The sequence below is a fragment of the Acetobacter senegalensis genome (assembly GCF_001580995.1).
GTDB classification, from domain to species: Bacteria; Pseudomonadota; Alphaproteobacteria; order Acetobacterales; family Acetobacteraceae; genus Acetobacter; species Acetobacter senegalensis.
This window is the reverse complement of sequence record NZ_LHZU01000145.1, coordinates 87775-112769: the sequence shown is the minus strand read 5'-3', so window position 1 is coordinate 112769 and position 24995 is coordinate 87775. Positions and strand designations below refer to the sequence as shown.

The window sequence follows — 24995 nt, the reverse complement described above, 5'->3', positions numbered from 1 at the left end:
AAAGGGCGTTTACATCGCCTCTCAGCATTACCAGCTTGGAGCAGGACCTTTGACAATCTGCGCCAGATCGTCCGGACGTAGCCATTTTTTAAACGCTGCCTGCACTTCTGCGCCACTTGCCTTGTAGTACACCTCTGCCGCCTTGTCCGTATTATCCAGTGGCAGATCAAGGTCTGTCAGGCTCAGATACTGGCGGGCAATTGCCCCCAGACTGGACCGCCGCAACGGCAGACTACGCAGGAGAGACGCTTTAGCGAGAGACAGTTCATCGTCTGTCGGGGGAGCAGATTGCATGGCCTGAAGGTCTTTAACCGCAGCCACACGCGCCTGCCCTACTTTATTCGGGTCTGCCCCGTATTCAATGGAATAGCTGCCACGGGTCCGGCTCCAGTCAAAACTGCTCCCGACCGAATAGACATACCCGGTTTTAACCCGCAGATCCCGATACAGCCGGGAGGAGAACAGCCCCCCACCCAAGACTTCATTGCCCAGATTCAGCAGGAAACGGTCCGGATCACTAACCTGCAACCCCAGCGTTTCCGCCAGAATCACTTCATCCTGAACGCTGCTTTTATCAGGCACATTCGCACGGGATGCCTTGCTGAGCGGTATTTTGGGCAGATCAAGATCGGGCTTGGCACCTGTCGCTTTCCAATCACCAAAAGCCTTTTCCACCACAGCACGCGCCTTTTCTGGCGTGATATCCCCCGTCACGACAATAGTGGTCAGATCAGGCCGCCACGCTGCCTGATAATAATGCAGAACATCATCGCGCGAGACACTCATGATGGAAGCTGGCGTGGCCTCCCGCAGTTCCGGGTCCTTGGCGGGAACAAGGGCTTTTGTAACCGCCCGGCCAAACAGATAGCCAGGAGAGAGCAATTGCCCAGCTTGCGCCTGAGCCGTCTGCATTTTTACAACCTGAAACGCCTTATCCGGAAACGCCGGATGCAGTTCATTTTCCGCAAGAAGAGCGACGCCTTTTTCAAAATCAGGCGTGAGCGTCTGCAAGGAAAAGCTTCCGCCTGCATCTTCCCACGCAGGAATATCATCCAACGCCTTCTGAAACGCCAGACGATCATGCGTGGTGGTGCCGTAGGAGAACAGGGCTTCCGTAATGCCCTCCACACCTTCCTTGCCCACTGGCTCCTGCAAGTTTGCTGACTGGCGTATTTCGCCGCTCAACTGAACCGTGTGACTGACATGGGAAGGCCAGACTATCAACTTGAGACCGTTCGGCAGAATACTGACGGAAGGCAACGGTGCCGGCACCGGCTTTTCAAGCTGGGTCAGGGCTTTTTCCGCCCAATCCGGCAGCTTGACTGGTTTATCCGGGGTGGAGGCAAAAGATTCTGCCCCACCAAACCCTTTTCCGGCCACAGGTTTTCCGGAACTTTCTGGTGTCAGCACGGCTGTCACAGCGTGGGTCGGATCAAGAAGCGTGGCAGCCAGACGGTTAACAGCTTCAGGTGTCACGGCCTGATAGGCTGCAACCACATCACCGGGGGACTCCAGATTCTGGAAAGCCAGAGCGTTGGACCAGATCGCAGCCAGCCCACTTACGGAATTGGCAGAGAACTGCAATTGGGCAATCTCACGCCGTTTTGCGGCTTCCACCAGATCAGCCGGAACACCTTCCTTACGGATCTTGTCGAGCACACCCTGCAGATCAGCCAGTGTCTTGGTGGAATCCGCTCCTTTGGGGAAGGCCGCCAGAGCCAGTCCAAAACCGGCTTCCTTTTTGGGCGCATATTCAAAACCGGCAAACAGCGCTTTGCCCTGCGGCACCAGATCATACAGCGCGCCACGCTGGCTCCCTAGAACATCGGACAGGATATCCGCTGTTGCAAAATCCTGGGCTGTACGGCCCGGCATGGGGAAAGCAAGCGTTGCGAACCCTACCGGATAATCCGTGGGAAGAGCGATGGTATGAGCAGATGGCGGGACAGGCGACACTTTATGCCGTTCTGGCAGCGTCTTGCGTGGAATGGCGCCGAAGATGTCACGCACCTGATCCAGCGTTGTTACCGGATTGATGTCACCCGTAATAATCAGGATAGCATTGTTGGGCGCATACCATTTTTCGTAAAAGGAGCGCAGAAGCGTTGCGTTGGTTTTGTCAAAAGAGGGTCGCGTGCCAAGGGCATCTTTTTCATACGGCGTGCCTGCAAACAGAATGGCCTGAAGCTGCTCCAGATACCGGTAGGCCGGGCTGGACAGATCACGCGAGACTTCCTGCTCAATCGCGCCACGTTCCTTGCTCCAGTCAGCCTCGGACAAGGTCAGGCCGTTCATGCGCAGGGCTTCAATTTTCAGCAGGATAGGCAAATCGCGCGCCTGCGCCGTATAGAAGTACTGGGTGACATCTTCCGTTGTGTCAGCATTGTAGCTGCCACCCAGTCTGGCCCCCATGGCTGCAAGCTGGTCTTTATCCAGCCCTTTGCTGCCGCGGAACATCATGTGTTCCAGCGCATGGGCCGTTCCGGGAAAGCCCGCAGGAGCCTCGGCCGAGCCCACAAGATAGTTGATCTCCGTTGTCACAACGGGAGCAAGGCGGTTAGGAACAATCACCACCCGCAGCCCATTGGGCAGTGTGGCCCGCACGACCTGCGCGCTGCTTAACGCCGCGGGCACCAGGGAGGACGGCATGCCCGGCACAGCGGCTTGCTGCGGTGCTGCCTGCTGCGCATGCGCAGAGGTCATCCAGGTAACAGAGGATAAGGCAGTACCTGCCAGCATGGTGGCCGCCACCATGAGAGAGGCCATTCTCCTCCGCCGCCTTGCCATACCGCGCACCGTTGCCTTGTGTTGAGAACCAGAGGAAGGAGAATAAGCCGTCATTCTATTACCTTGAGTGGTGGATTATGTTTTTAAGAGAAACTGCTGAAATTCAGGCACCAAAACCCGGAATGGCGAGCTTCTTCGCCACAGCGGAGAGCTGATGCCGACGGAGTTCAGACCGCGCACGCGCATCCTCCGTCATGTAATTCAACTGAATGGTATATCTCTGCCCCACAAACTGGCGGTGGCCATGCCACGTAGTGGGACCATTGGGAAAAATCAGCAACGTGCCATCCACGGGAGGCACTTCCTTTGCGTAATCTTCAATATCATGGGGCCCACGCAGCAGACGCAGGCACCCTTCCTGTTTCTGCCATGTCTCATCAGCCGGGTTGAGATAGAGCAGTATGGTGACACGCTTTGCCAGAGAATCCGTATGAATTCGGCCATCCTTCTCCCGTGTGCGGCCACGGATGGTAAGCATGGACGGAGCGTTTTCAAGCGCAAGCCCCAGCTTTTCCCCCACCATCTGCCGCAGTTTTGGCCCTTCCATGGCCTCCACCAGAGATTTCACCAGAGGCGACAGGGAAAGAGACGCAGGCGGAAAGGAGCCACCTGCCTGAATGTCCGGCATAGCGGCAAACAGCCGTGGCAGATCTTGCTGGCGGATAAAATGCGGCACCACCACATGCGGGAACGGGTCCGCGCAGACAGGTGCCGCGGCCAGGGCCGCGTAATCTGGCTCGAGTGTGGTCTCAGACGTTGTCATGCGTTCCGTCCAGATATGAACTTGTTGTCATCTGCACGGTAGAAGGGATAAGCGACAGGAACAAGCCTTCACCTCATTCCCCGTCAACGCCGTTACTGCGCTATGGCCCGATAACAGGCGTTGCGCTGCGCAAACTGCTTTACCCCGGCGGGCAGGGCGTTCAGCCGCTCGCTCTGGGCCAGCATGGCCCGTCCATCAGCCGACCACCGAGCCAACCCGATATGTGGATTGCTGAAACTGCCGCTAACCTGCACCGGAATATCCAGGGCAAAACGGCCCGTTGTTTTGCCCTGGCTTCCAAATGTCAGATCAAACCACCGCCGGTTGAGATCGAACCGCGCATTGGCGGAGAGTGTTCCCTCCGCCGTTTTAATGCGCAGCGGCACGGCCTGCCCCACCCCACCATGAGAACTGACAACGCCCAGAAGGCAGGAAACAGGGGTTGTGCCCTGCGGAGTATGAAACAACATGCGCAGATCAGCCGATGCCGCCCGGATAATCTTGCGATCAAGCGCACCATTGGTCATGGCCACAGCGGCGGCAATATCTGCCTGCTGAACAACAGCATTCACTGTGTGCTGTGTGGCGCTGGCGGTCATCTGCATATCCACCTGCCCTTGTAGCGGCACAGCCTGAAAGCCCAACGCCCGGCGGAATCTGTCAATATCCACCTTTGTTAAGGCAACTGCTCCCTGCACGTGGGCTTTTCCCTGATCGGCCGCGGCAATCTGGCCGGAAGCAGTCATGGTTGCACCCAGATATGCCAGAGAAAGATTTTTCACAGCCATTACGCCGGGGGTTACGGTGGCTGTCAGGCTGGCATCGGAAAAATGGTAAATATTGTAGGTGATGCCTTTGGCCGAAAGATGTGCGTCTATCAGCGGATCCGGGTTCTGGCTCACATCAAGCACCATATCGGTCGCGGCCGGATTGGAGGCCCCTTCTTTCCCCAGAAAATCGTTCAGATTGAGGTGATCGAATGCAATATCCGCCTTCACACGGTCAGGCTGGCCGCGCGTCCCTTCATCCAGTTCGGCCAGCGTAATGCTCAGGGCGTTGTTCTTCACCATCCCCATGCCTTGTGTGAGAGACCAGAAATTTCCCGCATGGGTAAACTGGCCTTCCATATGCAGGGGAATATCCTGTGGCAGGGCCATGCCTGCAATTGTCATGAGCGGCCGTGAGGTTGGCGTGTCCGCAGTGATCTTGCCGGACAGGCCATCTGCATTCACCGGATCTGTTGCCGTGCCATCAAAGGTGAATTTCAAATCACCCGACTGCCCCTGCACAACCATGCCATAAGGTGTGTGTGTGTGGCGCAAAGCATCAAAGGACTGCATGTTGACCGTAAGTTGCACCGGCTGCCCGTTATAGGCCCCATCCACCACCAGTTTGACAGGTGTTGTCGCGCTTTGTGTTTGCAGGGTGACAGTATTCAACGTGGTCCGGAACGAGGAACCATGGGCCGTGCGATACGTGACATCACTGTTACGGAAAACAACATCCAGCGCGGTCGGATAAGCGCTCCGATCATCCGGCACCACCTGCGATGGCAAGGTTATTGCAGCAGGTGCAGGCCGGGGTGCTGAAGGTTTTTCTGACTGCACACCCGGCAGGCCATACGTGTCAAAACGCCAGTTGGGTTGCCTGTCAGGTGTGCGTTCCACCAGAACGTGAATCCCTTCCCCCGCCACATGCCGCACCAGCATGGGACCATGCAGAAGGGAGGAAAGTTTCACTTCCGCTTCCAGTTTACCAACCTGCACCATATCCGGTTGACTGCCACCTGGAATATTGGCGACTTTCACGCCAGACAGAGCCAGCTTCACCCAACGTCCCGGCGTAATGGACACGGTTTCAACTGAAACAGGACGACCGAGCATGGCTGTGGCGCGCCGGCCAACAAACGGCCCGAGATTGACGTGCGAGACCGCCATCCAGCCAGCCACAGCCGAGGCAGCAGCCACGGCACATAAGCCCCCTCCCGCACAAAGGAACCAGAAGCGCAGGTTTCGTTTCTGCTGTGTTGGCGGGAGTTCTGTCTGCTCTGGCATGATCTCTCTTTTCAAACCTGCGCGGTTTTGAAATCTGCCTTGACTGGCATGACCTCCGCGCCATTTCCGTTCACAGGGAGTTACAGAACTACAGGGTGGGAGGCAACGCAGAGGTAGCGTAAAGAAGAGGCATTCAAACCCCGGCCCCCACAAGCGCCATCAAGACAGACAGTTCAGCATGATATTTTTCCCCTTTCCCGTCATTCATTCCAGACAGGCCAGCGCATGACCCCTACCCTCCCCACACCACGGGAATCCCGTGCGGTTCTGGCTGCCCTGATGGCGGGTGTGATGATCCTGTTTTCACTGTGGGTGGTGCGCCCGTTTCTGCCTGCCACCATCTGGGCCATGACCATTGGCATAACCACATGGCCCCTGTTGCTTCGCATACAAAAGCTGCTCTGGGGCAGCCGGGCTCTGGCCGTATCCTGCACCACGCTGATTGCGTTGCTGGTATTTGTGCTGCCCTTCTGGCTCGCCATGACCACCCTCATGACCCATTCCGCAGAATTGATGCAGTTTGGGGAGACCGCCATGAAGTTCCGTGTGCCTGCCGAACCACACTGGCTGGCCAACCTGCCGCTGATAGGACCAAAAACCATTACCCTGTGGCAGAAAATTGAAAACGCACGCCTGCCCCAGCTGCTGGACAACATGGTGCCTGATACAGGCCAGATTATCCGCTGGGTTCTGAATTATCTGGGCGGGTTCAGCATGCTTGCATTACAGTTTCTGCTGACGTTGGTTATCATGGCCGCGCTCCACGCCAAGGGTGAAGCAGCCACCAGACTGGTGCTGGAGTTTGGCTACGCTCTGGCAGAACAACGCGGCAAGGACATGATCCTGCTGGCGGGCCGCACCATCCGCGGCGTGGCCATAGGTGTGACGGTAACAGCCCTTGTTGAAACAGCGGTGGGCGGCGCAGGGATGGAAATAACCGGCATGCCATGGGCCAGTGTTCTCACCGCCATTACCTTTATTGCCTGCCTGCTTCAGGCAGGGCCCGGCGTAACACTTATTCCTGCTGTAATCTGGATGTTTTTCTTCAAGGACATGCTGAGCGCCATTGTTTTGCTGGTTATCACCGTCCTGACCATTGTGATTGATAACGTGCTGCGCCCTTACCTTATTCGCAAACAGGCAGACGTGCCGCTTATCCTGATCATGCTGGGCGTTATTGGGGGCTTGTCCGCCTTTGGGCTTGTGGGGATTTTTGTCGGCCCCGTTATTCTCTCTGTAACCTATACGCTGGTCAAAAGCTGGCTGGCGGAAGCCAGAACCGCCGCGCCACAAACCCCGGCCTGATCCCTTTGAAAGCCTCCAGCCTCTGCTGTTAGGAGGCTTTCAGATGTCACCTTCAAAATTGAGGAAAAGAAACCAGAGATCTCTCAATTAAAAGACGAGCATTTTGATATCATCTTAATACATTATCCGTTGTTCTCTTAGGCTGCCTGTTCTTCGGCTTTTTAAAGAGAAAAGTGATCAGGCTCAGGAAACCACTGGCATCAACAGACCGCCTGTTTCAGAAAACTCTCAATAGGCCAGATGTTTTTTAAGAAATGTGACGCATTGTTCTCAACAGGACAAGCAGGATTGCCTGCCCTATTGGCGGGCCCGTTTCCACTTCTTAAAAAACCGCCCCTTTCGGCTAACCCCGGCTTCGGGTGCGGCCTTTTTTGGGTTTGGGATCATACCCTCCCCCGCCTGGCCCGAGGGGACGCGGAACCTGATCCTGCTTTTTGCGCCGCCCGGCTGGCTTTTTCCCGGCCGTAGATGTTGGCTGCGGAGGAGGCTCTATCCCCAGTTGCAGCGCTTCCAGCCGTTTGATTTCATCACGCAGGCGCGCTGCTGTTTCAAATTCCAGATTGGCGGCTGCCTCACGCATGCGCTTTTCAAGGCCAGCAATAGCGGCATCAAGATCCTGCCCTACAAATTCCGTCACACCCGTATCTTCATCCGGGGCGATGGTGACGTAATCCTGCTCAAAGACAGAAGAGACAATATCACTGATATTCTTGCGCACGCTTTGCGGGGTAATGCCATGCGCTTCGTTCCAAGCCATCTGCTTTTCACGCCTGCGGGCTGTTTCTTCCACCGCGTAACGGAGGGAATCCGTCATTTTATCGGCGTACAGCAACACCCTGCCTTCCACGTTACGGGCAGCACGACCAATGGTCTGGATCAGTGAGGTGCGAGACCGCAGGAAGCCTTCCTTATCCGCATCCAGAATGGCCACAAGCGAACATTCCGGAATATCCAGCCCCTCACGCAGAAGGTTGATCCCGATCAGAACATCAAACGCCCCTACGCGCAGATCCCGGATAATTTCAATCCGTTCAAGCGTATCGACATCCGAATGCAGATAGCGCACACGGATACCGGCTTCATTCAGATAATCCGTCAGATCTTCCGCCATGCGTTTGGTAAGCGTTGTCACCAGAACACGGCCGCCTTTGGCAATGGTCAGACGACATTCTGCCAGAAGATCATCCACCTGGTGCTCAACCGGACGGATATCCGTAACAGGGTCAATCAGCCCCGTCGGACGGATAACCTGCTCTGCAAATACACCGCCGGTACGTTCCATTTCCCATGGGCCAGGGGTGGCGCTGACAAACACGGTCTGCGGACGAAAGGTATCCCACTCCGCAAAATTGAGAGGCCGGTTATCAAGGCAGGAGGGCAGACGGAAGCCGAACTCCGCCAAGGTGGATTTACGCGCGTTATCCCCGCGCTCCATGCCCCCAATCTGGGGCACGGTCACATGGCTTTCATCCACAATCAGCAAAGCATCTTCAGGCAGATATTCAAACAGGGTTGGCGGTGGATCACCCGGCTCACGGCCAGACAGGTAACGGGAATAGTTTTCAATCCCTTTGCACACACCTGTGGTTTCCAGCATTTCCAGATCAAAAGTGGTGCGCTGATCTAGCCGTTCTGCTTCCAGCAGTTTTCCCTGCTGCGTGAAACGATCAAGCTGTTCGCGCAGTTCCTGCTTGATGCCTTTGATAGCCTGATTGAGCGTGGGCCGAGGTGTCACATAGTGGCTGTTGGCGTAAATGGTGACTTCCTGCAGATCTGCCGTTTTTTCCCCTGTTAAAGGGTCAAACTCGATAATGCCGTCAATTTCATCGCCAAACAGGGAAATACGCCAGGCGCGGTCTTCATTCTGCACCGGAAAGACATCAATGGTCTCACCCCGCACGCGGAACGTGCCACGGGTAAATGCGGCATCATTCCGGCGGTATTGCAGTTCCACCAGACCGCGCACCAATCGGTCCCGATCAATCTCGCCACCCAATTCCAGCTTTACCACCATGCGGGAGTAGGTTTCGACCGACCCGATACCGTAAATGCAGGAAACGGATGCAACAATAATCACGTCATTCCGCTCCAGCAGCGCCTGTGTAGCAGCGTGACGCATCCGGTCTATCTGTTCATTGATCTGACTATCTTTTTCAATATAGGTGTCAGACCGTGGCACATAAGCTTCCGGCTGATAATAATCATAGTAACTGACAAAATATTCGACCGCATTATTCGGGAAAAACTGCTTCATTTCCCCATAAAGCTGTGCAGCCAATGTCTTGTTGGGAGCCAGAATGAGGGTTGGCTTCTGGGTGGCCTCAATCATCTTGGCCATGGTGAAGGTCTTGCCGGAGCCCGTAACCCCCAGCAGTACCTGATCCCGCTCATTGGCCTCAACACCCTTCACCAGTTCCTTGATGGCCTGTGGCTGATCCCCGGCGGGTTCATATTCGGAAACCACTTCCATCCGCTTGAGCTTTGGCCGAGCCGCCTGTTTTTCCGGCTTGAACAGCACGGGCGGCAGTGCGGCTGCCTTTTCGCTCAGGGAGGGACGTTTCTTGCCCCGCGCTGCGGAGGAAGAGGAACGGGATGCAGACTGTGTGGCCATAGAAAGCAAGATGGGGCACGGCGCGGCCTCCCGCAAGGGCTGCCCCGCTCCACCGCGCCAAAAACCGCCTTACTGCATATGAAACAGCATGCGTGAAAGGGGGGTGTGGGAAAGCACAATCACCACCATGCCAAGAACAATGGCAATACGACCACCAATAAACGCGCAGGCCTGAGAGAGTTCATCCCGACTGGCCATGTCCATAAAGCGATCAATACCTGAAAAACCACTTGCTGTGCGGTTGCTGCGATACCGGGCCAGTTCATCATCTGAAAGTCCGGCATAGGAAAACAGCGCGGCGCTGTATGCGTCCAGATCATCCTTGCGATAATGAGGCGTAGCACCGCCCTGCCTGACGCGGGCCGGGCCACCGCCAAACAGCGCCAGAATCCGCAACCGTTTTTCAGAAACCCCCAGATAGCCAGCCGCCTGCTGGCTACTCAGAACCTGCTGAAGCGGGAACTGGAAGACCGTTCCCGGTTGTTCTGGCGCTTCAGGAAGGGTGGAGGGGTCTTTCATTCCTGACAGCTTGCGGAAAAGCGGCTTGCCGAGTCAACGTTAAACCCCGGACGCCAGCCTTGCGACCACGGCGGGTCTTACAGCAAGCCCATATGGAAGGGCCCGCTGTCGGCCCCCTTCCTGCCACTTCCTCAGGCGCGCGCGGGTGGCGCCATGAACTCCGGTCCTACCGGGTCCGTAATATCACGGGTCAGGATGGCATCAATCTCTTTCATGTCTGCTTCATCCAGCTTCCAGTCCAGAGCATCATCCACACCACTGATCTGTTCGGGCTTTCTTGCGCCCCACAAAGCAATGGTCGGCCCACGGTCCAGCACCCAGCGGATCGCCAGCGCCAGCATGCTCTTGCCGTGCTTGTCTGCAATGGCTTTGAGGTCTGCCACCGCCTTCAGATACTGGTCAAAGCGCGGCTCTTTGAATTTAGGGTCGGTCTTGCGCAGATCATCCCCTTCAAATTTCCGGTCCGCCGTCATACGGCCAGACAGCAGCCCCCGGCAAAGAGGACCATATGCCAGCACCACAAGCTTGTTCTGAATGGCGTACGGCAGCACATCCTTTTCAATCTCGCGCTCAAACAGGTTGTAAGGCGGCTGCACCGCGGCAAGTGGAGCCACCTTGCGGAATTCATCCATCTGAGCAGGCGAGAAGTTACTTACGCCCAGAGCCCGCACCTTGCCATCCGTGACAAGCTGCTCAAGCGCCCGTGCTGTCTCTTCAATCGGCGTTTTGGGGTCGGGCCAATGCACCTGATAAAGATCAATATGGTCCGTGCGCAGCCGCCGCAGTGAGTCTTCCACTTCCTGTTTGATACGCTCTGGCCGGCTATCACGGAACACCTTGCCGTCCTGCCAGTTCAGGCCGACTTTAGTAGCCAGAATCACGCGGTCCCGTTTGCCTTCCAGCGCCCGGCCAATCACATCTTCTGAATGACCAAAGCCGTAAACGGGAGCGGTATCAATAACATTGATGCCAAGATCAAGCGCCTTATCAATGGTTCTGGCGGCATTCTCATCATCCGGTCCGCCCCACATGGCCCCGCCAATAGCCCATGTTCCAAGGGCGATGCGTGAGGCCGGTTTGGCCAGACCGGGGATAGAAAGCATTTCTGCCGTCATTCCTGAGAACTCCCAACAAATATAAACTGCAACTTTATCCGTCCTTTACCAGCAAGATAAGGGCGGAGAAACCCAAAGCCTAAACCTCTCCTCCGTGATAAGTTGCATGGCAAATATGGGAGGCTGCCATACAGGCAATTTTCCAGAAACATGAGTCCCAAAAGACATAGCGTGTGGCTGGAACAGGTTGACTGAAACACCGCCCCCAAAGGGGCTGGCTTTGCCGGTCAGCCTTCTCCCCTTACCCGGCCTTCCTCGCCTGACAGACCTTCTGACTTTTTGATCAATCAGCCTTACCTTCTATACTCTCCTCCGTAAGCCCCTGTTGAATGATCTGTCTGATAGAGACGCAATGACCCAAACACCTCCCTTTATGCCCCGTGCGGGAGTTCTTGCCGTAGTACGTCGCGGTTCCGATTTCCTGTTGGTCAGACGGGCCAACCCGCCGGATGCCGGACTATGGGGATTTCCCGGTGGGCGCATTGAAGCAGGCGAGACCCTGCTTCAGGCAGCAGAACGGGAACTGCTTGAAGAAACCGGAATGTGCGCCAAAGCCACACATGTTGCTGATGTATTTGATAGCCTGCACTACGGCCCGGATGGCGCACTGCTGTTCCATTACATTATTATCGCCGTGTGCTGCACAGAATCAGCGCCAACATTGCAGACCCCGTGTGCGGGCGATGATGCTCTCGAAGCCCGCTGGTTTTCCTATAAGGACATAACTGCGTTGGGTGCTTCAGCCAGCAAGCGCGTCGCCACCCTTGCCAAGCATGTCCTGCAAGAAGCACAGATCCACGAAAACCAGTCATAATCCGGCGCGAGAAATCTGCATCGGCCACAGACGAGGAATTTTTGGGGCTGGGGGAAAAAGATTTTTACAAGCCTCGTGCGGATAGAGGCATCACCAAGATGCCCGCATATCAGACGCAAAAAGCGGAGTAGTCTGATCAGACAGGCTTTGCATGCAATCTGTCTGGCAGCTTTTCAGTAGAAAATCCGTCTTGCTGTGCGGGCCACTCTGCGTTTCCAGATAAAGAACACAGCCAGAATAGCGGCCGCATACAGGCCGCCCATAACACTCATGGACAGCGGTAAGCCCGGCACAAGATAGGTGGGAGCATCACAGGGTTTGGAAGGACGCAACGGCATGGACGCCAGACGTTCCGCCATTGTACGGCCGCTGATATGCGGTGCGTGGCACCCCGGAAACGGGCTAGGCCACCATTGCCACTCTACCCCGGCGTGGCACGCAGCCAGCCCGACTGATGCCAGAAGAACAGGCACAGCCAGCCACAGCACTGGACCACCCGCCGCACCCGGCAGAACAATATCGATAATGCCAATCAGAATGAGAATGCGCCACGGCCAGCGTTCTACCAGACACAACTCACACGGCATGATTTGCAGAACATGTTCCACCCACCATGCTACGCCCAGCGCCAGCCCTCCGGCCAACGCCAGAAATAATCCCATTTTCCGATGAACCAACGCAGCCTTCACGCGCGCTTTACCTTTGCCAACGTGCCGATGAAATCTCGCGCCCAGCTTCCTGCCGTAACGCGCCAGACATCAGGCTGCAACAGGACCCATCTGGCCTTTCGTTCTGCCTGTGGCATGATAAGCGCCTTGTGCAAGGCCTCTGCTATTTCATCGGCATCATGCGGATTGACCAGCAAGGCATCTTCCATCTCAGGCGCCGCACCCGCAAAATGTGAAAGAACCAGCACTCCGGGGTCTTCCGGATCCTGTGCCGCTACATATTCCTTGGCCACCAGATTCATGCCATCCCGCAGCGGTGTGACCAACGCAACATTGGCCAGCCGGTAAAAACCTGCCAGCAGATGGCGCGGCACCGGGTGCGTCAGGTAGCGCACGGGGGTCCAGTCAAAATCACCATAGCTGCCGTTAATACGGCCCACGGCTTCATCCAGCCCCTGCTTCAGCAGACGGTATTCCTCAACATCCCCACGGGAAACCGGCGCAATTTGCAGGTACACAACCTTGCCCCGGTGTTCAGGGTAGCGCTGAAGAAAGGTTTCATATCCTTTCAGACGCTCAGGCAATCCCTTTGAATAATCCAGCCGGTCCACACCAATAATCAAAGGCTTCCCCGCCAGACTTTCGCCTAGGCGCTGCACCTCTGCCAGATCTTCTCCGGCCTTTGCCTGCTCGGCAAAGCTTTCCGGGTCAATTCCTATGGGAAAGACCTGTGCCCGTGCCTTGACGCCACAGATGGAAAATCCATCATTCATGTTGCGTGCGTCGTCTTCTGTCTGCAGGCCGATCACATCATACGCCTGCATGTTCTGCATGAGTTTGGTCCCGCCGGGCAGTGCTTTCATCAAGCTCCAAGGTGGGAACGGAATATGCAGGAAGAACCCAATAGGGGATGTAACCCCCAGATCGCGCAGCGCCTGCCCTAACGGGAACAGATGATAATCGTGAATCCAGATCAGATCATCCGGTTTTAAAAGCGGCAAAAGTTTCCGGGCAAACAGTTCGTTTACATCTAGGTAAACTTCACGATCTTTCCGGTTATATTCCATCAGGCCAGCACGATAATGGCAGAGCGGCCACAGGATGGCGTTGGAATATTTCTGATAGAACCCGTCAAACTCGGCATGCGTCAGATCTATCGTGGCGTAGGTAACATTTTCCACGTGATCGATGCTGACATCGCGCTCTGCCTTTTCATGCTCGGAAATCTGCTGGCCAGACCACCCGAACCACAGGCATTGGCCCTCGCTCAGCGCATCGCGCAACGCCACGGCAAGCCCACCTGCGGGCTGCTGCCGGTCACGCGGGGCGGGAACGCGGTTGGATACAACAACAAGACGTCCCATCCTTTAGCGCTCCTTTCCAACCAGTATCCCCAGCCAGTCCCGAAACGCCGCAGGTGTTGGAAAATCCGTGGGGATGCGCAGGCCAGCTCCGCCCAGCCTTTTTGCTGCGGCAATGCCATCTTCGTCGGTTACATCATCACCCACAAAAACCGGCTTTCGGCCTGCAAAGGGGGCCGCTTCCATCAAGGTGGAAACAGCATAGCCTTTGTCCACGCCTGCGGGCCGGATTTCCCACGCCATTTTGGCGGCTTGCAAATGGAACGCGCCATCTGCTTCCTTCATCCAGCCCTCGGCAGCCTGCCGAAAAACCTCGCCTGCTTCAGGAACGGCGCGATAATGCAGCACAAACCCGGCCTGCTTGTGTTCCAACCGGGAACCGGGCCAGGCTTCCACCAGTTTACGGGCGGCAACCAACCAACTTTGCGGAACAGTCGGCAGAGCAACCCGTTCGATCGGACCACCCGGACGATGCCGAACCGCGACCCCATGCTCCCCCGCCACGGCAAAAGGCACATCTCCGAGGAAATGGTCGATCTGATCAATCGGACGACCGGAGATAACCGCAAGGGCATCTCCACACGCCGCCCGCAGACGACGCAATGTTTCCAGCAGGCCGGGAGGCACCACCACAGAATCAGGTGTCGGGGCGATATCAACCAGTGTTCCGTCAAAATCGAATAAAAAAGCCGCCTCCTTCACGGGGGGAACCTGAAGGCGGAACTCATTACCGGAAAAAGTACGGACCACGTGCACCTCGTCTTACTATCTTTTCAGGCTCCGTCCCTCGCCTTCAGGGTCGTCAGAGCCTGTTGCTGAACGATGCCGGAGCCAACGGCTGACGACAACCACCCCGCACGGCAGGGCTGGTCATGCATTCTGTGGACACACTATGGAGAAAATGCGTCCTTAACCTTAATATTCGCCGCCATATTCAGGTGTGGCTGGTGTCTGGTTCTGGCCAGCGGGCGCTGCTCCTGTAGAGGGAGCCTGCCCGCCTGCCCCGCCATCACTCCCGGTAGAAGGAGGGGTGGCACCAGAAGGTTGCGTCAGCACCGGCACGCTTGGTGTGGGCAGTGGCGGCGCAGCAGGGGCAACATTATCCCCTTCACACCGCACCATCCGCACATCGTACACAGCGCTTTCAAACACACCCAAAGCAGGTTCCGCGGCCAGCATCCAGCCTTTGAACGTTGCCCCATCCGGGTGCGTGTCATGCAACTCCAGCCAGCCTGCGGCATCCGGAGATAATGTTTGCGGCCGTTCCAGGCAACGACCCGCTGATATCTCTAAACTCTTGTAATGTGCAGTCGTTCCAACCGGAACCGAGATCACTTCCACATGAGCATCCAGCCGATCCAGCACACGCACAACGGCGGTCGCTTTCCCCTGCCATGTGTTGGGCGGATAAATGGCCGGAGGGGCAAGCGGCGTACCGACGGCATGAGCGACGGAAACAGCACCTACGCCCGCGCTGCCGGCCATGACACAGGCAAGAGCGATTTTGCGCACAATCTGTATGCTTTTCATGCGCCGCTCCCCTGACGGGGGGAGACGAGAGCCGTTACAAGATCAGCCAGCCGGTCACGCATCACCTGTTCACTTACCCCCATTAAAACCGCATCCTCAAACGCATCACGCAGAACGTCCTGCACTTCCTGCCAGTTTTCTTCCAGCACCTTTAATTTTTCCACGCAGGAAACGGGTTGCCCGTCGTCCTGCGGCCAGATTTCAGGGGTTTTCATCTCGCTATTTTTCTCCACAGCCGCGCACACCAGGCGTTCTGCCTCAAGGCAGATCACCCTTCCCCGCATCAGCCGGGGCAGCGGGTTGATCCTTGGCCGCATCCTTGTTGGCGCGGGTCAGTGTGTCCGTTACAGAGAAAATAAATTTGCTCAGCAGTTGTTCAAGACTGATCGAACCCTGGGTCTGATTAACCATGGCGTTCGGTTTCAGGGTTTGATCATCCCCACCAGGAGAGAGGGCAATGTATTTACCGCCCAGAAGACTATCACTGGTGATGATGGCAGCACTATCCGTTGGCAATTTGATATCGGGCCGCACGGTAAAGGTGACTTCCGCCTTGTAGGTCGTGGGATCAACCCGTTCCTGGACCACCTGCCCAACGGTAACACCTGCCAGCCGCACATCCGAACCCACGCTCAACCCGTCTATGTGGGAAAAGCTGGCATGAAGCGGATAACCCGTACTATCGGTTTTCCGGCCTTCCCCTACCACAGCGGCCACAAGCATGAGGGCGAGGGCAATCAGCACGACCACACCCGTTATGAGTTCAACCGAATTCCGCCGTGCGGTTGCTGATGTCACTGAAGCCATGAATCCTGTTGCACTCCCTGCTCTGGATTTTCCTCTTAGCAGGGAATGCGTCCGAGATCACGCATCCGGCGTCCAGGCGTCATAATCTCCTGTAGCAGGAGGTTTCTGCCCGGTGCTGTATGCACTGCCCGGCGGGCTATAGCGCTGCGCCGTGCCGGTCATGTTGGGTTGGTACGGAAGCTGCCATGGCTTGCGCTCTTCATCAGGAATGGGCGCATCCAGCGTATGGTGTAGCCACCCCCACCATTCCGGCGGCACGGCGGAAGGATCTTCCCCTTTCAGGTAGATCACCCACCGTTCAGGCCGGTCAAGCCCGCCGCCACGGCGTGCGGGGCCGGTCGATTCGTAATAGCAGCGCCCTTGAGCGTCCTTGCCAACCAGCCGCCCTTTGCGGCGCGTGTACAGCCGTGTTCCGATATTTGCCATGAACGGGATGATAAAACCGCTAGCAAGGCGCGGTCCATGCCTTTTGGCCGCCTGTTCGATCAACTGCGCTCGATTGGAAAAAAGTTATCCCCCATATCCTCATTATACCGGGGTCTGTATAATCTGCAGAGGGGTCTGACCGGGTTCCATCGCCCTGTGCACAGGGCGTAAACTGCGGGCATGACAAGAGCCAGACGCCATTGGAACGGTGTGCTCATGAGCACACTACAGGCCGCAGCAGACCCGGATGCTCCTTTCCGCTCCGTAACGCTGCCCGCTGAGTGGGATACCGACGCAGCTTCTGCGCTGGCCCAGCTCATACCCGGCACGGACGCAATAGACCTCCCGCGTGCGGCCTCGCGCTGGGTGGACGCCCTGACACAGGATGACGCCACCGCGCGGTCTCTCATCTGGCTTCTGCTCATGCGTCAGGCGGCTCCGACAGAAGCCGTCTGGGCATGTGAGTTCGATCGGCCACCGGGCTTTGTGCTCAATCTGGCCGCTTTTGTCTCTCCGGGGGAAGGGTTTGCCGCAGAAACCTTTGTGGCGGCTCTGCGTCTGCTCTCCCGCGTGCTGCGTGATGCCTCCCACACCATGGGCAACCAGCGCAACGGCGAGCTACCCCTGCCTGATCTGTTTGCACCCCAGTCTGAAAACACTCAGCCTGCCGTCAAGAGCTCTGATGTGGATGGCGCAGGCACTGCCCCGCGCTGTGCCGGGGACATCCTGCTGACCAATCTGGATGCGTGTCTGGCTGGAGTAGGGCTGGATTACGATAGTGAAGATGGCCGTGCCGCCGCATGCGCCATTGCCACACTGGCAACGCTGACAGCCCATTCCGGCTGTGGCCCCGAGTCCCTTCCCCTTCCGCCTGTGCGGACCGTTTTGCCGGGCCTGAGCGAAACGCTCCGGGCCGTGTGGAATGAAGCTGCGGTAGAAACTGAAAATCCGCTTGAAGCCATTGAAACCGGCTTCTCTACCTCCGGACCAGTCGATGGCGTGCTGGGTGTGGAAGCGTGCGGCCTTGCTCCCGTTTTCTCCCTGCTGCGCCCGGATGGACGGCTGGCTCAAAGCACCGTCAACCGGTTGGAGGCCCGAGGCTTCACCACAGAAACCGCTCTGGCGGCTGCGCTGGCCGGGGAAACCGTACTGCCTTTGCCCGGGCCCACCGCGCACATGGCCATGTATCGGGCGCTGACCGGCTTTATTGACCGCATGCCAGCACGGCCAGACCCGGCCGCCCAGCCGCTACGCCGCAAGCTGGAACGCGGAATGCGCCGTGCGCTGCCCCACCGCCACGGCGGCTTTACCCAGAAAACAGCCATTGGCGGCCACCGCCTGTTCCTGCGTACTGGAGAGTATGAAGACGGAACGCTAGGCGAACTGTCCCTTACCCCCACGCGGGAGAGCGCCATGGTGAAAGGGCTGATGGAAAGCTTTGGGGAAGCCGTGAGCATTGGCCTGCAATATGGTGCGCCGCTGGAAGAATATGTGAACAGCTTTGCCTATTCTTGCTTCGGCCCCTCCGGCACGGTGGAAGGCGACCCCGTGGCCACCTACGCCACCTCCATGCTGGATTATGCCTTTCGCGCTTTGTCTGAAGCCTATCTGGGTAAAAAGCTGCCCGATGGCCCCCATCAGGACATGCAGGGCGAGCCTGATCCGTTGTTGCCGCTTGATTTCCCGGCGGATGAGAGCGACCCTGCCCCCCGCAAACGAGGCAGCCTGCGGCTGGTTGTCAGCTAACGGAACTCTGGTCCTCTAGCCCCGGCGCTGCCCTGCACTTTGTTGCGGGGGATACGCTGGAGCCAGACGGAGCGGTTTTCTATCGCCGGCCCTCCCTTTCGGGGCCGGCTTTTAGCCTGCCGGGGCAGCCTCTTTTCCCGCCGCATGCGCCTTTGATGGCGCACGCGGCACCCTGAACGGAGATGATTGTATGAGCACCACCCCTGAAGCACGTCTGGCCGCACTGGGTATCACCCTGCCCACACCCGCTGCTCCTGTTGCCAACTATGTAGCGACCGTGCAGACTGGCAACCTGCTGGTTCTATCCGGCCAGTTACCCATGGTTGACGGCAAGCTGTTCGCCACAGGCAAGCTGGGTGGCGCGGTATCTGTCGAAACCGCTGTTGAAGCTGCCCGCTACAGCATGATCAACGTGATCGCGCAGGTTAAGGCCGCCGTGGGTGACCTCAGCCGTGTGAAACGCGTGGTGCGTCTGGGCGGATTTATTGCCTGCACGCCAGATTTTACGGCTCATGCATCCGTCATGAATGGTGCCTCTGATCTGGCCGTGGATGTATTTGGTGATGCTGGCCGCCATGCCCGCTCCACCGTGGGTGTGCCATCCCTGCCGCTGGATGCCCCGGTTGAAGTGGAAGGGTTGTTCGAAATCGACTGATTGAGAGGATGCGCCATGCCGGACTGGTCTGTTTCACTCCACGACGGCATCCATTCCCTCACGGCAGAGGCGTGGGATGCCTGCGCGGGGTCAGATAACCCGTTTGTCAGCCACGCCTTTCTCTCTGCGCTGGAAGACAGTGGTTCTGTCTCCCGCCGCACCGGCTGGATGCCCCGGCATGTCAGCCTGCACGCCCCGGATGGCACCTTGGCGGCCGTCTGCCCCGCTTACCTGAAAGGGCATTCCTGGGGCGAATACGTGTTTGACCAAGGCTGGGCCCGCGCTTTTGAAGCCGCAGGCGGCCAGTATTATCCCAAACTGCAAGTTGCCGTTCCTTTTACCCCGGCACCCGGCCCGCGCCTGCTTGTGCACCCTGATGCTCCCCCGGAAGCTGCAGCCGTGCTGGCAGATGCCCTGCGCCAGATCTGTGGCGATACCGGCCTTTCTTCCGCCCATGTTACTTTCTGTCAGGAGCAGGAAAGCGCCCTGATGGCCAAACGTGGCTGGCTGCATCGGCTGGGGCTGCAATATCACTGGCATAACCGGGGTTATCAGAGCTTTGAGGATTTTCTTGAGGCGCTCTCATCCCGCAAACGCAAGGTCCTGCGGCGCGAGCGGCGAGACGCCAATGCGGCGGGCCTCACCTTTCATACCCTGCGCGGGAACGACATTACCAAACCCGAGTGGGATGCGTTCTACAGATTTTACCAGAACACGGTAGACCGCAAATGGGGCAGCGCCTACCTCACCCCTGCTTTCTTTCCTCTGCTTTCAGAACGGCTGGGGGAACGGGTTGTGCTGATGGTAGCGCGCAACGGTGAAGAAACAGTAGCCGCCGCCCTGAACCTGCTGGGCAAAGATACTCTGTACGGACGCAACTGGGGCTGCACGGGCAACTGGCCGTTCCTGCATTTTGAACTCTGCTATTACCGCGCCATAGACTTTGCCATCGCACATGGGCTGAAACGTGTAGAAGCCGGCGCACAGGGGGAACACAAGATCCAGCGCGGTTATGTGCCCAGCCTCACCCATTCCGCCCACTGGATTGAAAACCCCTCCTTTCGGGCCAGTGTGGCGAACTTTCTGGAACACGAACGCTCAGCAATGACGGAAGAAGCCCAGGCGCTGGGCCAGCTTTCCCCCTATCGGCAGGATAACGCCGCAGAATAAGGGAGCCCGCTACATGTGGAGGCTGCCGGTTTATCCCTGCTGCCCTGACATGCGCGCAGAAAACTGCGGCTGTACCGGGCTGCGGCATTGTCCCGAGGTGTTTTTTTGCGTATGCCTCCAACACTTCAGACCGCCCCTTCCCGATTAGACTGGCAGCAGGAACGATGAGCGCATCCTCTCCCCTTTCTTCCGACCATCAGGCCTCCCTGATTGATGGCAAAGGCTTTGCCGCCTCCCTTCGCGCCCAGATCCGCGATGATGTGCGTACTTTCCATGATCAGTACGGCGTCACGCCGGGGCTGGCTGTCATTCTGGTAGGGAATGATCCGGCCAGCGAAGTCTATGTACGCAACAAGGCTATCCAGACTCATCATGCAGGCATGCGCTCCTTCATGCACATGCTGCCGGAAACAACCTCTGAAACCGAACTTCTGGCGCTGATTGAACGCCTGAACAACGATCCGGAAATTCATGGCATTCTGGTTCAGCTTCCGCTGCCCAAAGGGCTGGACGCGCGGCGTGTGACCAATGCCATCCGCCCCGAAAAGGACGTGGATGGACTGGGAGAAACCAACGCAGGGCGTCTGGCAATCGGGCTCCCCGGTCTTGTGCCCTGCACCCCGCTGGGCTGCCTGCTCCTGCTGAAAGACCAGTTGGGAGACATGCACGGCCAGCACGCCGTGGTGATTGGCGCATCCAATCTGGTCGGCAAGCCGCTGGCCCTGCTGTTGTTGGCCGAAGGCTGCACGGTCTCTATCGCGCATATCCATACGCGGGATACCGCTGCATTGGCCCGGCAGGCCGACATTCTGGTGGTGGCCACCGGGGTGCGTGAACTGGTGCGGGGTGACTGGATCAAACCGGGGGCCACAGTGATTGACGTGGGCATCACCCGCGTCACGCTGGAGAACGGCAAAACCCGGTTGGTCGGCGATGTTGTGTTTAACGAAGCCGTCAAAGTGGCTGGCCGTATCACGCCAGTACCGGGTGGCGTCGGCCCCATGACCATTGCCTGCCTGCTGAAAAATACTCTCACAGCTGCGCGCCTTCTGGTAACGGGAAAACCGGAATGAGCCTTTCACGCCTCTCCGTTGAACTGATTCCCCGCAGCACGGAAGCCTTGCTGGACGATGTTGCCAGCGTAAAGGCTCTGTTTGCCGCAGCCGATACGCTAAACGTGCCGGATCTGATGCGCTTTCCGCTGCGCAGTTGGGATGCTGCTGCCTTGATCCGCCCCCACTTTGCGCGGGTTGTCCCCCATATCCGGGCGATTGATATCGCTCCAGACGCCCCTCTGCCCGGCGCAGATCAGCCGGGGCTTGAGGAAGTGTTGGTTGTGCACGGAGATCCGCCAGCAGATCTGTCCCACCGCACCTACCCCAACAGCACGGAAAGCATTATCCGCCGCTACAAAAAGGAAGCGCCTCACCTGCGCATTTATGCGGCATTTGATCCTTACCGCCGTGCGCCATGGCAGGAACTGGAAGACGTTGCCCGCAAGAAAGAGGCCGGGGCGGAAGGGTTCTTCACCCAACCCGTGTTTGACCTGAAACTGTTTGACCTCTGCCGCGAATGGCTGCGGGATGAAACCGTGTTCTGGGGCTTGTCTCCCGTTATCGGCCCACGCTCACGCTCTTATTGGGAAACCACCAACCATGTGGTGTTCCCAAAGGATTTTGAACCCACGCTGGAGGCCAATATCCAGTTTGCCCAGACCGTATTACGGCAGCTTTCGCAGGAAAAAGGGCGGGCTTATCTGATGCCGCTCCGCGTAAAACTGGATCAGTATCTGCCACCGCTGCTAGAGGCTCTGGCATAAAGGCAGGTCTGTTCTTTCTGACTGCACACAAAAACAGTCTGACCTGATAAAATTCCTCTTTCACGAACGCCGTTTCAGGATAAAGTTTTGAAATGGCGTTTTTTCTTCTCTCATGGCATGGCGCGCTGGTGGGTTACACAGGCCTGCACATGCATTCCGCTTCTTTCACGGATATCCTGTTCCGTGCGGCATCCCCTGTGGTGTTGCATGATGACGGCACGATCGAGCCATGTGAGGCCTTTGTAAAAGTCGTGCCTGTGGACTCCATTGCCACCAGGCAGTTTGTGGCGCTGAAGGCCAACGCCCATTACCTTTCCAGCCGCGCAATTGACAAACTTGACACGATGCCTATCTGCGCCGCCTGGGAACATTTTCTGGCCCTTCCCACCACGCTCCTTCCCGTTCTGAAAGACCTGACCACCCGTGACTGGCACGAAAATGGCCGCTGGGTTGGGCGCGCCGTATGCCACGAACACCATATTCATCTGGGAGACTGGAAGTGGCCAGCAGAAGCACTACAGACGGAACGAAAAGGGGATGCCCTCACCCTTTGGACTGAAGGAAGTGACCAGCGGATCACTTTGACTCAATGCCCTTCCCGCACACTTTCAGCGCTACTGGAAACGCTGACAGAACGGTTGCAGATGGGAGAAATCCGGCCAAGCCAGAGCACACCCTGGGCCGTAACAGAGGAGCTGCGCGAGCAGATCCTCAAGGTGAGCGTCGCACCCGGCGATACGGGGCATCTGCTCCATCTGGCGCGCCAGTGTGGTTTTTTTGCCCTTTGGGATCTGGCGGCAGGGTTCCTCTCCTGCGCACGCGCGCAAGATACCAACCCCGATCTGATCTATTATGCTGCCATTCTGGCCCTGCGTACAAAACAGTATGAAACCGCAGCACATCTGCTGAGCGAAGCCCTGAGCGCCCGCTTCCCCGACACGGATCTGCAACGGATTCAACCTCTTCTTGATCGGGTGAACGCAGGGGAAGACGCTCTGCTGGATTTACCCCGCCGTCTGGGGCGCATGGGGCTGCCCATGTTTGACGGGTTCTTTGATCAGTTGCTTATCCCCATGCCCCTAGCACGGCAGAACAGCCATGATGTACGACAGGCCTACAGCACACGTTTTGAAGAAATCTGTTCAGGTCAGAGCATACAGCGTCGGCTGAAGATCCTGAAGGCTGAGGCCCATTTCAACGGCCTCAGCTATTGGGAAGAAGTGAACATGGGTCATGCCAGCTGGCTGGCTGGCCTGCGCAGGGAAGCCGATGCCCATTACGCGGCAGCAAAAGCACTGGCCATCCAGACACATATTCATCCCATCCATTATAATTGTGGAGTTTTTTCATGGCTGAGTGAGGCTGAATGCGACGCCCTCTCCTCCCGCGCTGTACCAGACCGGCTTGGCCTCTCTGGGTGGGAATGGCATTTCAGCCCGGAGGAAGAGGCTACCGCTTCACCACCAGCCCTGTGTCTGGTTTTCGGGTGTGATACCGGTTATTTCCGTTTTATCCCAAAGCTGGTGCTGTCCCTCCTTCGGGCCTGCCGAAGCACTCCGCCTGCCCAGCCTATTCACCTCTGTATCGGGGTGGAACAGCCAACCATGGAACAATTGACCTTCCTGACGCGGGTTTCAGAATGGCTGGCGGCCCATGATCCGCACGTGAAGCTCAGCTTTACCCATGGTTCTCTGACACACAGGGACGGCGCGACCTATACAGCCATCCGGTATCTGATGCTGCCCGAAATTGTGGCCCACTTCCGCTGCCCGGTGATTACAGCCGATTGTGACGGGTACTTCCCTGAAAACTTCACTACCCTGTGGCAACAGATGGCTGACACAGCGGATTATGGGTTCCGTCTGTACGCCTATAATCATGAGGGCCAGCAGGTGATGGGTGAACCCTGGGGTTTTGGCGCAGGTATTTCCTATTTTGGAGAAACCGATCTCCTGCCGCCCATCGCACACTTCCTGAGCGATTATCTGAACACGGCCTATGACCCCAAAAACCCGACCAACTGGTGTGTGGACCAATGTGCTCTAGCGGCTGCCTTCCGGCGCTTTGTGGCACCACGGTGGAATGACCTGCGCCTCAAATTCATGGATGAAGGAGAAACCCTGATGGTCATGCCCCATCATGTGGGTGGCAAAGACGCGCTCCTGACACACGAGGGCAGTGTGTCCATGACGGATGTGGTGGTGGATCTGGCACATCATACGCCGCTCCGTTCAGCTTCACTCTCCGGCAGGCCGTAAGCACTAAAAAAGGAGGCCCTTTTCAGGCCTCCTTTTTCCTGTCCGATGAAAACGGCGGATTTATCCTTCCGCAGACGCTTCATGCAGACCTTACGGGGCTTTTCCGCCGTAAACAGCCGTAAGGCTGGCCGCACCCAGACTATGATGATGCACCATGAAACCAACCAGAGCCGGGCTGGAGTCAGGGGTAACATCCAGTTCGGGCACATCCACCGCATGCACCGTAAAAACATAATGATGCACCGGTCCGGGCGGAGGAGCTGCCCCACCATAACCCGGCACGCCGAAGTCAGTCCTTACCTGCAAGGCCCCTGCGGGGAGCCCCCCTTTGCCTGACCCTGCACCTTCGGGCAGGCTGGTCACGCTTGCAGGAATATTGGCAACCACCCAATGCCACCAGCCGGACCCTGTTGGAGCATCCGGATCATACACTGTGATCACGAAGCTTTTGGTGCCCTCCGGCGCGCCTTTCCACTCCAGCGCGGGGGAAAGATTCTGCCCGGATTGCCCCATGCCGTTGTAAACCTGGGCCTGCGGCAGGGTTGCGCCCTCAGTAAAAGCCGGGCTTGAGAGAACAAACGCCATGG

22 protein-coding genes are annotated in these 24995 nt (G+C 57.5%); 8 read left to right on the top strand and 14 right to left on the bottom strand.

Features of this window, described 5'->3' with window-relative positions; genetic code table 11:
* Positions 1-27: 27 nt before the first annotated feature.
* The 3 genes from AD948_RS15145 to AD948_RS15135 all read right to left on the bottom strand — a co-directional run bounded on the left by AD948_RS15145 (position 28) and on the right by AD948_RS15135 (position 5604).
* Positions 28-2787 (bottom strand): M16 family metallopeptidase, encoded by a 2760-nt coding sequence (locus AD948_RS15145; RefSeq protein WP_061472583.1) that lies wholly within the window; start codon positions 2785-2787, stop codon positions 28-30.
* A 103-nt stretch (positions 2788-2890) separates the two neighbouring features.
* On the bottom strand, positions 2891-3550 hold the full coding sequence (locus AD948_RS15140; protein ID WP_006557134.1) for a 2OG-Fe(II) oxygenase family protein: 660 nt from the start codon (positions 3548-3550) through the stop codon (positions 2891-2893).
* A gap of 92 nt (positions 3551-3642) precedes the next feature.
* Positions 3643-5604 carry an AsmA family protein gene (locus AD948_RS15135; RefSeq protein WP_061472560.1) on the bottom strand — a complete coding sequence of 654 codons (1962 nt, stop codon included), beginning with the start codon at positions 5602-5604 and terminating at the stop codon, positions 3643-3645.
* Positions 5605-5829: 225 nt separating this feature from the next.
* Here AD948_RS15135 and AD948_RS15130 point away from each other — a divergent pair, with 225 nt between their 5' ends.
* Complete coding sequence (locus tag AD948_RS15130; RefSeq protein ID WP_061472559.1) at positions 5830-6909, top strand: AI-2E family transporter; 1080 nt, start codon at positions 5830-5832, stop codon at positions 6907-6909.
* A gap of 343 nt (positions 6910-7252) precedes the next feature.
* Here the strand turns inward: AD948_RS15130 and uvrB are convergent, their stop codons facing one another.
* The 3 genes from uvrB to AD948_RS15115 form a co-directional block, all read right to left on the bottom strand.
* Positions 7253-9520 carry an excinuclease ABC subunit UvrB gene (gene uvrB, locus AD948_RS15125; RefSeq protein WP_006557131.1) on the bottom strand — a complete coding sequence of 756 codons (2268 nt, stop codon included), beginning with the start codon at positions 9518-9520 and terminating at the stop codon, positions 7253-7255.
* Between the two features lie 69 nt (positions 9521-9589).
* Positions 9590-10039 carry a hypothetical protein gene (locus AD948_RS15120; protein ID WP_006557130.1) on the bottom strand — a complete coding sequence of 150 codons (450 nt, stop codon included), beginning with the start codon at positions 10037-10039 and terminating at the stop codon, positions 9590-9592.
* A 131-nt stretch (positions 10040-10170) separates the two neighbouring features.
* Entirely contained in the window at positions 10171-11154 is a 984-nt protein-coding gene (locus tag AD948_RS15115; RefSeq protein WP_006557129.1) for an aldo/keto reductase, read from the bottom strand.
* A 352-nt stretch (positions 11155-11506) separates the two neighbouring features.
* Between AD948_RS15115 and AD948_RS15110 the strand changes: the two genes are divergently transcribed.
* Positions 11507-11968: an NUDIX hydrolase gene (locus AD948_RS15110; RefSeq protein WP_061472558.1), complete on the top strand. Its 462-nt coding sequence runs from the start codon at positions 11507-11509 to the stop codon at positions 11966-11968.
* 173 nt (positions 11969-12141) lie between these two features.
* Here AD948_RS15110 and AD948_RS15105 read toward each other — a convergent pair whose 3' ends face one another.
* From AD948_RS15105 to AD948_RS15075, 7 genes are all read right to left on the bottom strand, one after another.
* On the bottom strand, positions 12142-12657 hold the full coding sequence (locus AD948_RS15105; RefSeq protein ID WP_006557127.1) for a disulfide bond formation protein B: 516 nt from the start codon (positions 12655-12657) through the stop codon (positions 12142-12144).
* Positions 12654-14000, bottom strand: a complete 1347-nt coding sequence (locus tag AD948_RS15100; RefSeq protein ID WP_061472557.1) for an alpha,alpha-trehalose-phosphate synthase (UDP-forming) — start codon at positions 13998-14000, stop codon at positions 12654-12656. The genes AD948_RS15105 and AD948_RS15100 overlap by 4 nt, the downstream gene beginning before the upstream one ends.
* Before the next feature lie 3 nt (positions 14001-14003).
* On the bottom strand, positions 14004-14747 hold the full coding sequence (otsB, locus tag AD948_RS15095) for a trehalose-phosphatase (RefSeq protein ID WP_006557125.1): 744 nt from the start codon (positions 14745-14747) through the stop codon (positions 14004-14006).
* Between the two features lie 165 nt (positions 14748-14912).
* Positions 14913-15527: a DUF2155 domain-containing protein gene (locus tag AD948_RS15090; protein ID WP_231873669.1), complete on the bottom strand. Its 615-nt coding sequence runs from the start codon at positions 15525-15527 to the stop codon at positions 14913-14915.
* Complete coding sequence (locus tag AD948_RS15085) at positions 15524-15742, bottom strand: hypothetical protein (protein ID WP_058989276.1); 219 nt, start codon at positions 15740-15742, stop codon at positions 15524-15526. The genes AD948_RS15090 and AD948_RS15085 overlap by 4 nt, the downstream gene beginning before the upstream one ends.
* Before the next feature lie 43 nt (positions 15743-15785).
* Positions 15786-16334 carry an outer membrane lipid asymmetry maintenance protein MlaD gene (mlaD, locus tag AD948_RS15080; RefSeq protein WP_061472556.1) on the bottom strand — a complete coding sequence of 183 codons (549 nt, stop codon included), beginning with the start codon at positions 16332-16334 and terminating at the stop codon, positions 15786-15788.
* A 57-nt stretch (positions 16335-16391) separates the two neighbouring features.
* The gene (locus AD948_RS15075) at positions 16392-16760 is read right to left on the bottom strand and encodes an NADH-ubiquinone oxidoreductase subunit NDUFA12 family protein (RefSeq protein ID WP_039903165.1); all 369 of its coding nucleotides are present in this window, start codon (positions 16758-16760) and stop codon (positions 16392-16394) included.
* A gap of 180 nt (positions 16761-16940) precedes the next feature.
* Between AD948_RS15075 and AD948_RS15070 the strand changes: the two genes are divergently transcribed.
* From AD948_RS15070 to AD948_RS15045, 6 genes are all read left to right on the top strand, one after another.
* A complete protein-coding gene (locus AD948_RS15070) occupies positions 16941-18506 on the top strand; it encodes a TSCPD domain-containing protein (RefSeq protein ID WP_061472555.1) in 1566 nt (521 codons plus the stop codon).
* 190 nt (positions 18507-18696) lie between these two features.
* Positions 18697-19161, top strand: coding sequence for a RidA family protein (locus tag AD948_RS15065; protein WP_006557119.1), 465 nt, complete (start codon positions 18697-18699; stop codon positions 19159-19161).
* Between the two features lie 15 nt (positions 19162-19176).
* Positions 19177-20331 carry a GNAT family N-acetyltransferase gene (locus AD948_RS15060; RefSeq protein ID WP_061472554.1) on the top strand — a complete coding sequence of 385 codons (1155 nt, stop codon included), beginning with the start codon at positions 19177-19179 and terminating at the stop codon, positions 20329-20331.
* Between the two features lie 164 nt (positions 20332-20495).
* Positions 20496-21404 carry a bifunctional methylenetetrahydrofolate dehydrogenase/methenyltetrahydrofolate cyclohydrolase gene (locus AD948_RS15055; protein ID WP_006557117.1) on the top strand — a complete coding sequence of 303 codons (909 nt, stop codon included), beginning with the start codon at positions 20496-20498 and terminating at the stop codon, positions 21402-21404.
* Positions 21401-22150 carry a methylenetetrahydrofolate reductase gene (locus AD948_RS15050; protein WP_061472553.1) on the top strand — a complete coding sequence of 250 codons (750 nt, stop codon included), beginning with the start codon at positions 21401-21403 and terminating at the stop codon, positions 22148-22150. The genes AD948_RS15055 and AD948_RS15050 overlap by 4 nt, the downstream gene beginning before the upstream one ends.
* Positions 22151-22242: 92 nt before the next feature.
* On the top strand, positions 22243-24408 hold the full coding sequence (locus AD948_RS15045; RefSeq protein WP_061472552.1) for a hypothetical protein: 2166 nt from the start codon (positions 22243-22245) through the stop codon (positions 24406-24408).
* Positions 24409-24498: 90 nt separating this feature from the next.
* Here AD948_RS15045 and AD948_RS15040 read toward each other — a convergent pair whose 3' ends face one another.
* The gene (locus AD948_RS15040; protein WP_061472551.1) at positions 24499-24993 is read right to left on the bottom strand and encodes a kinase inhibitor; all 495 of its coding nucleotides are present in this window, start codon (positions 24991-24993) and stop codon (positions 24499-24501) included.
* Positions 24994-24995: the final 2 nt, after the last annotated feature.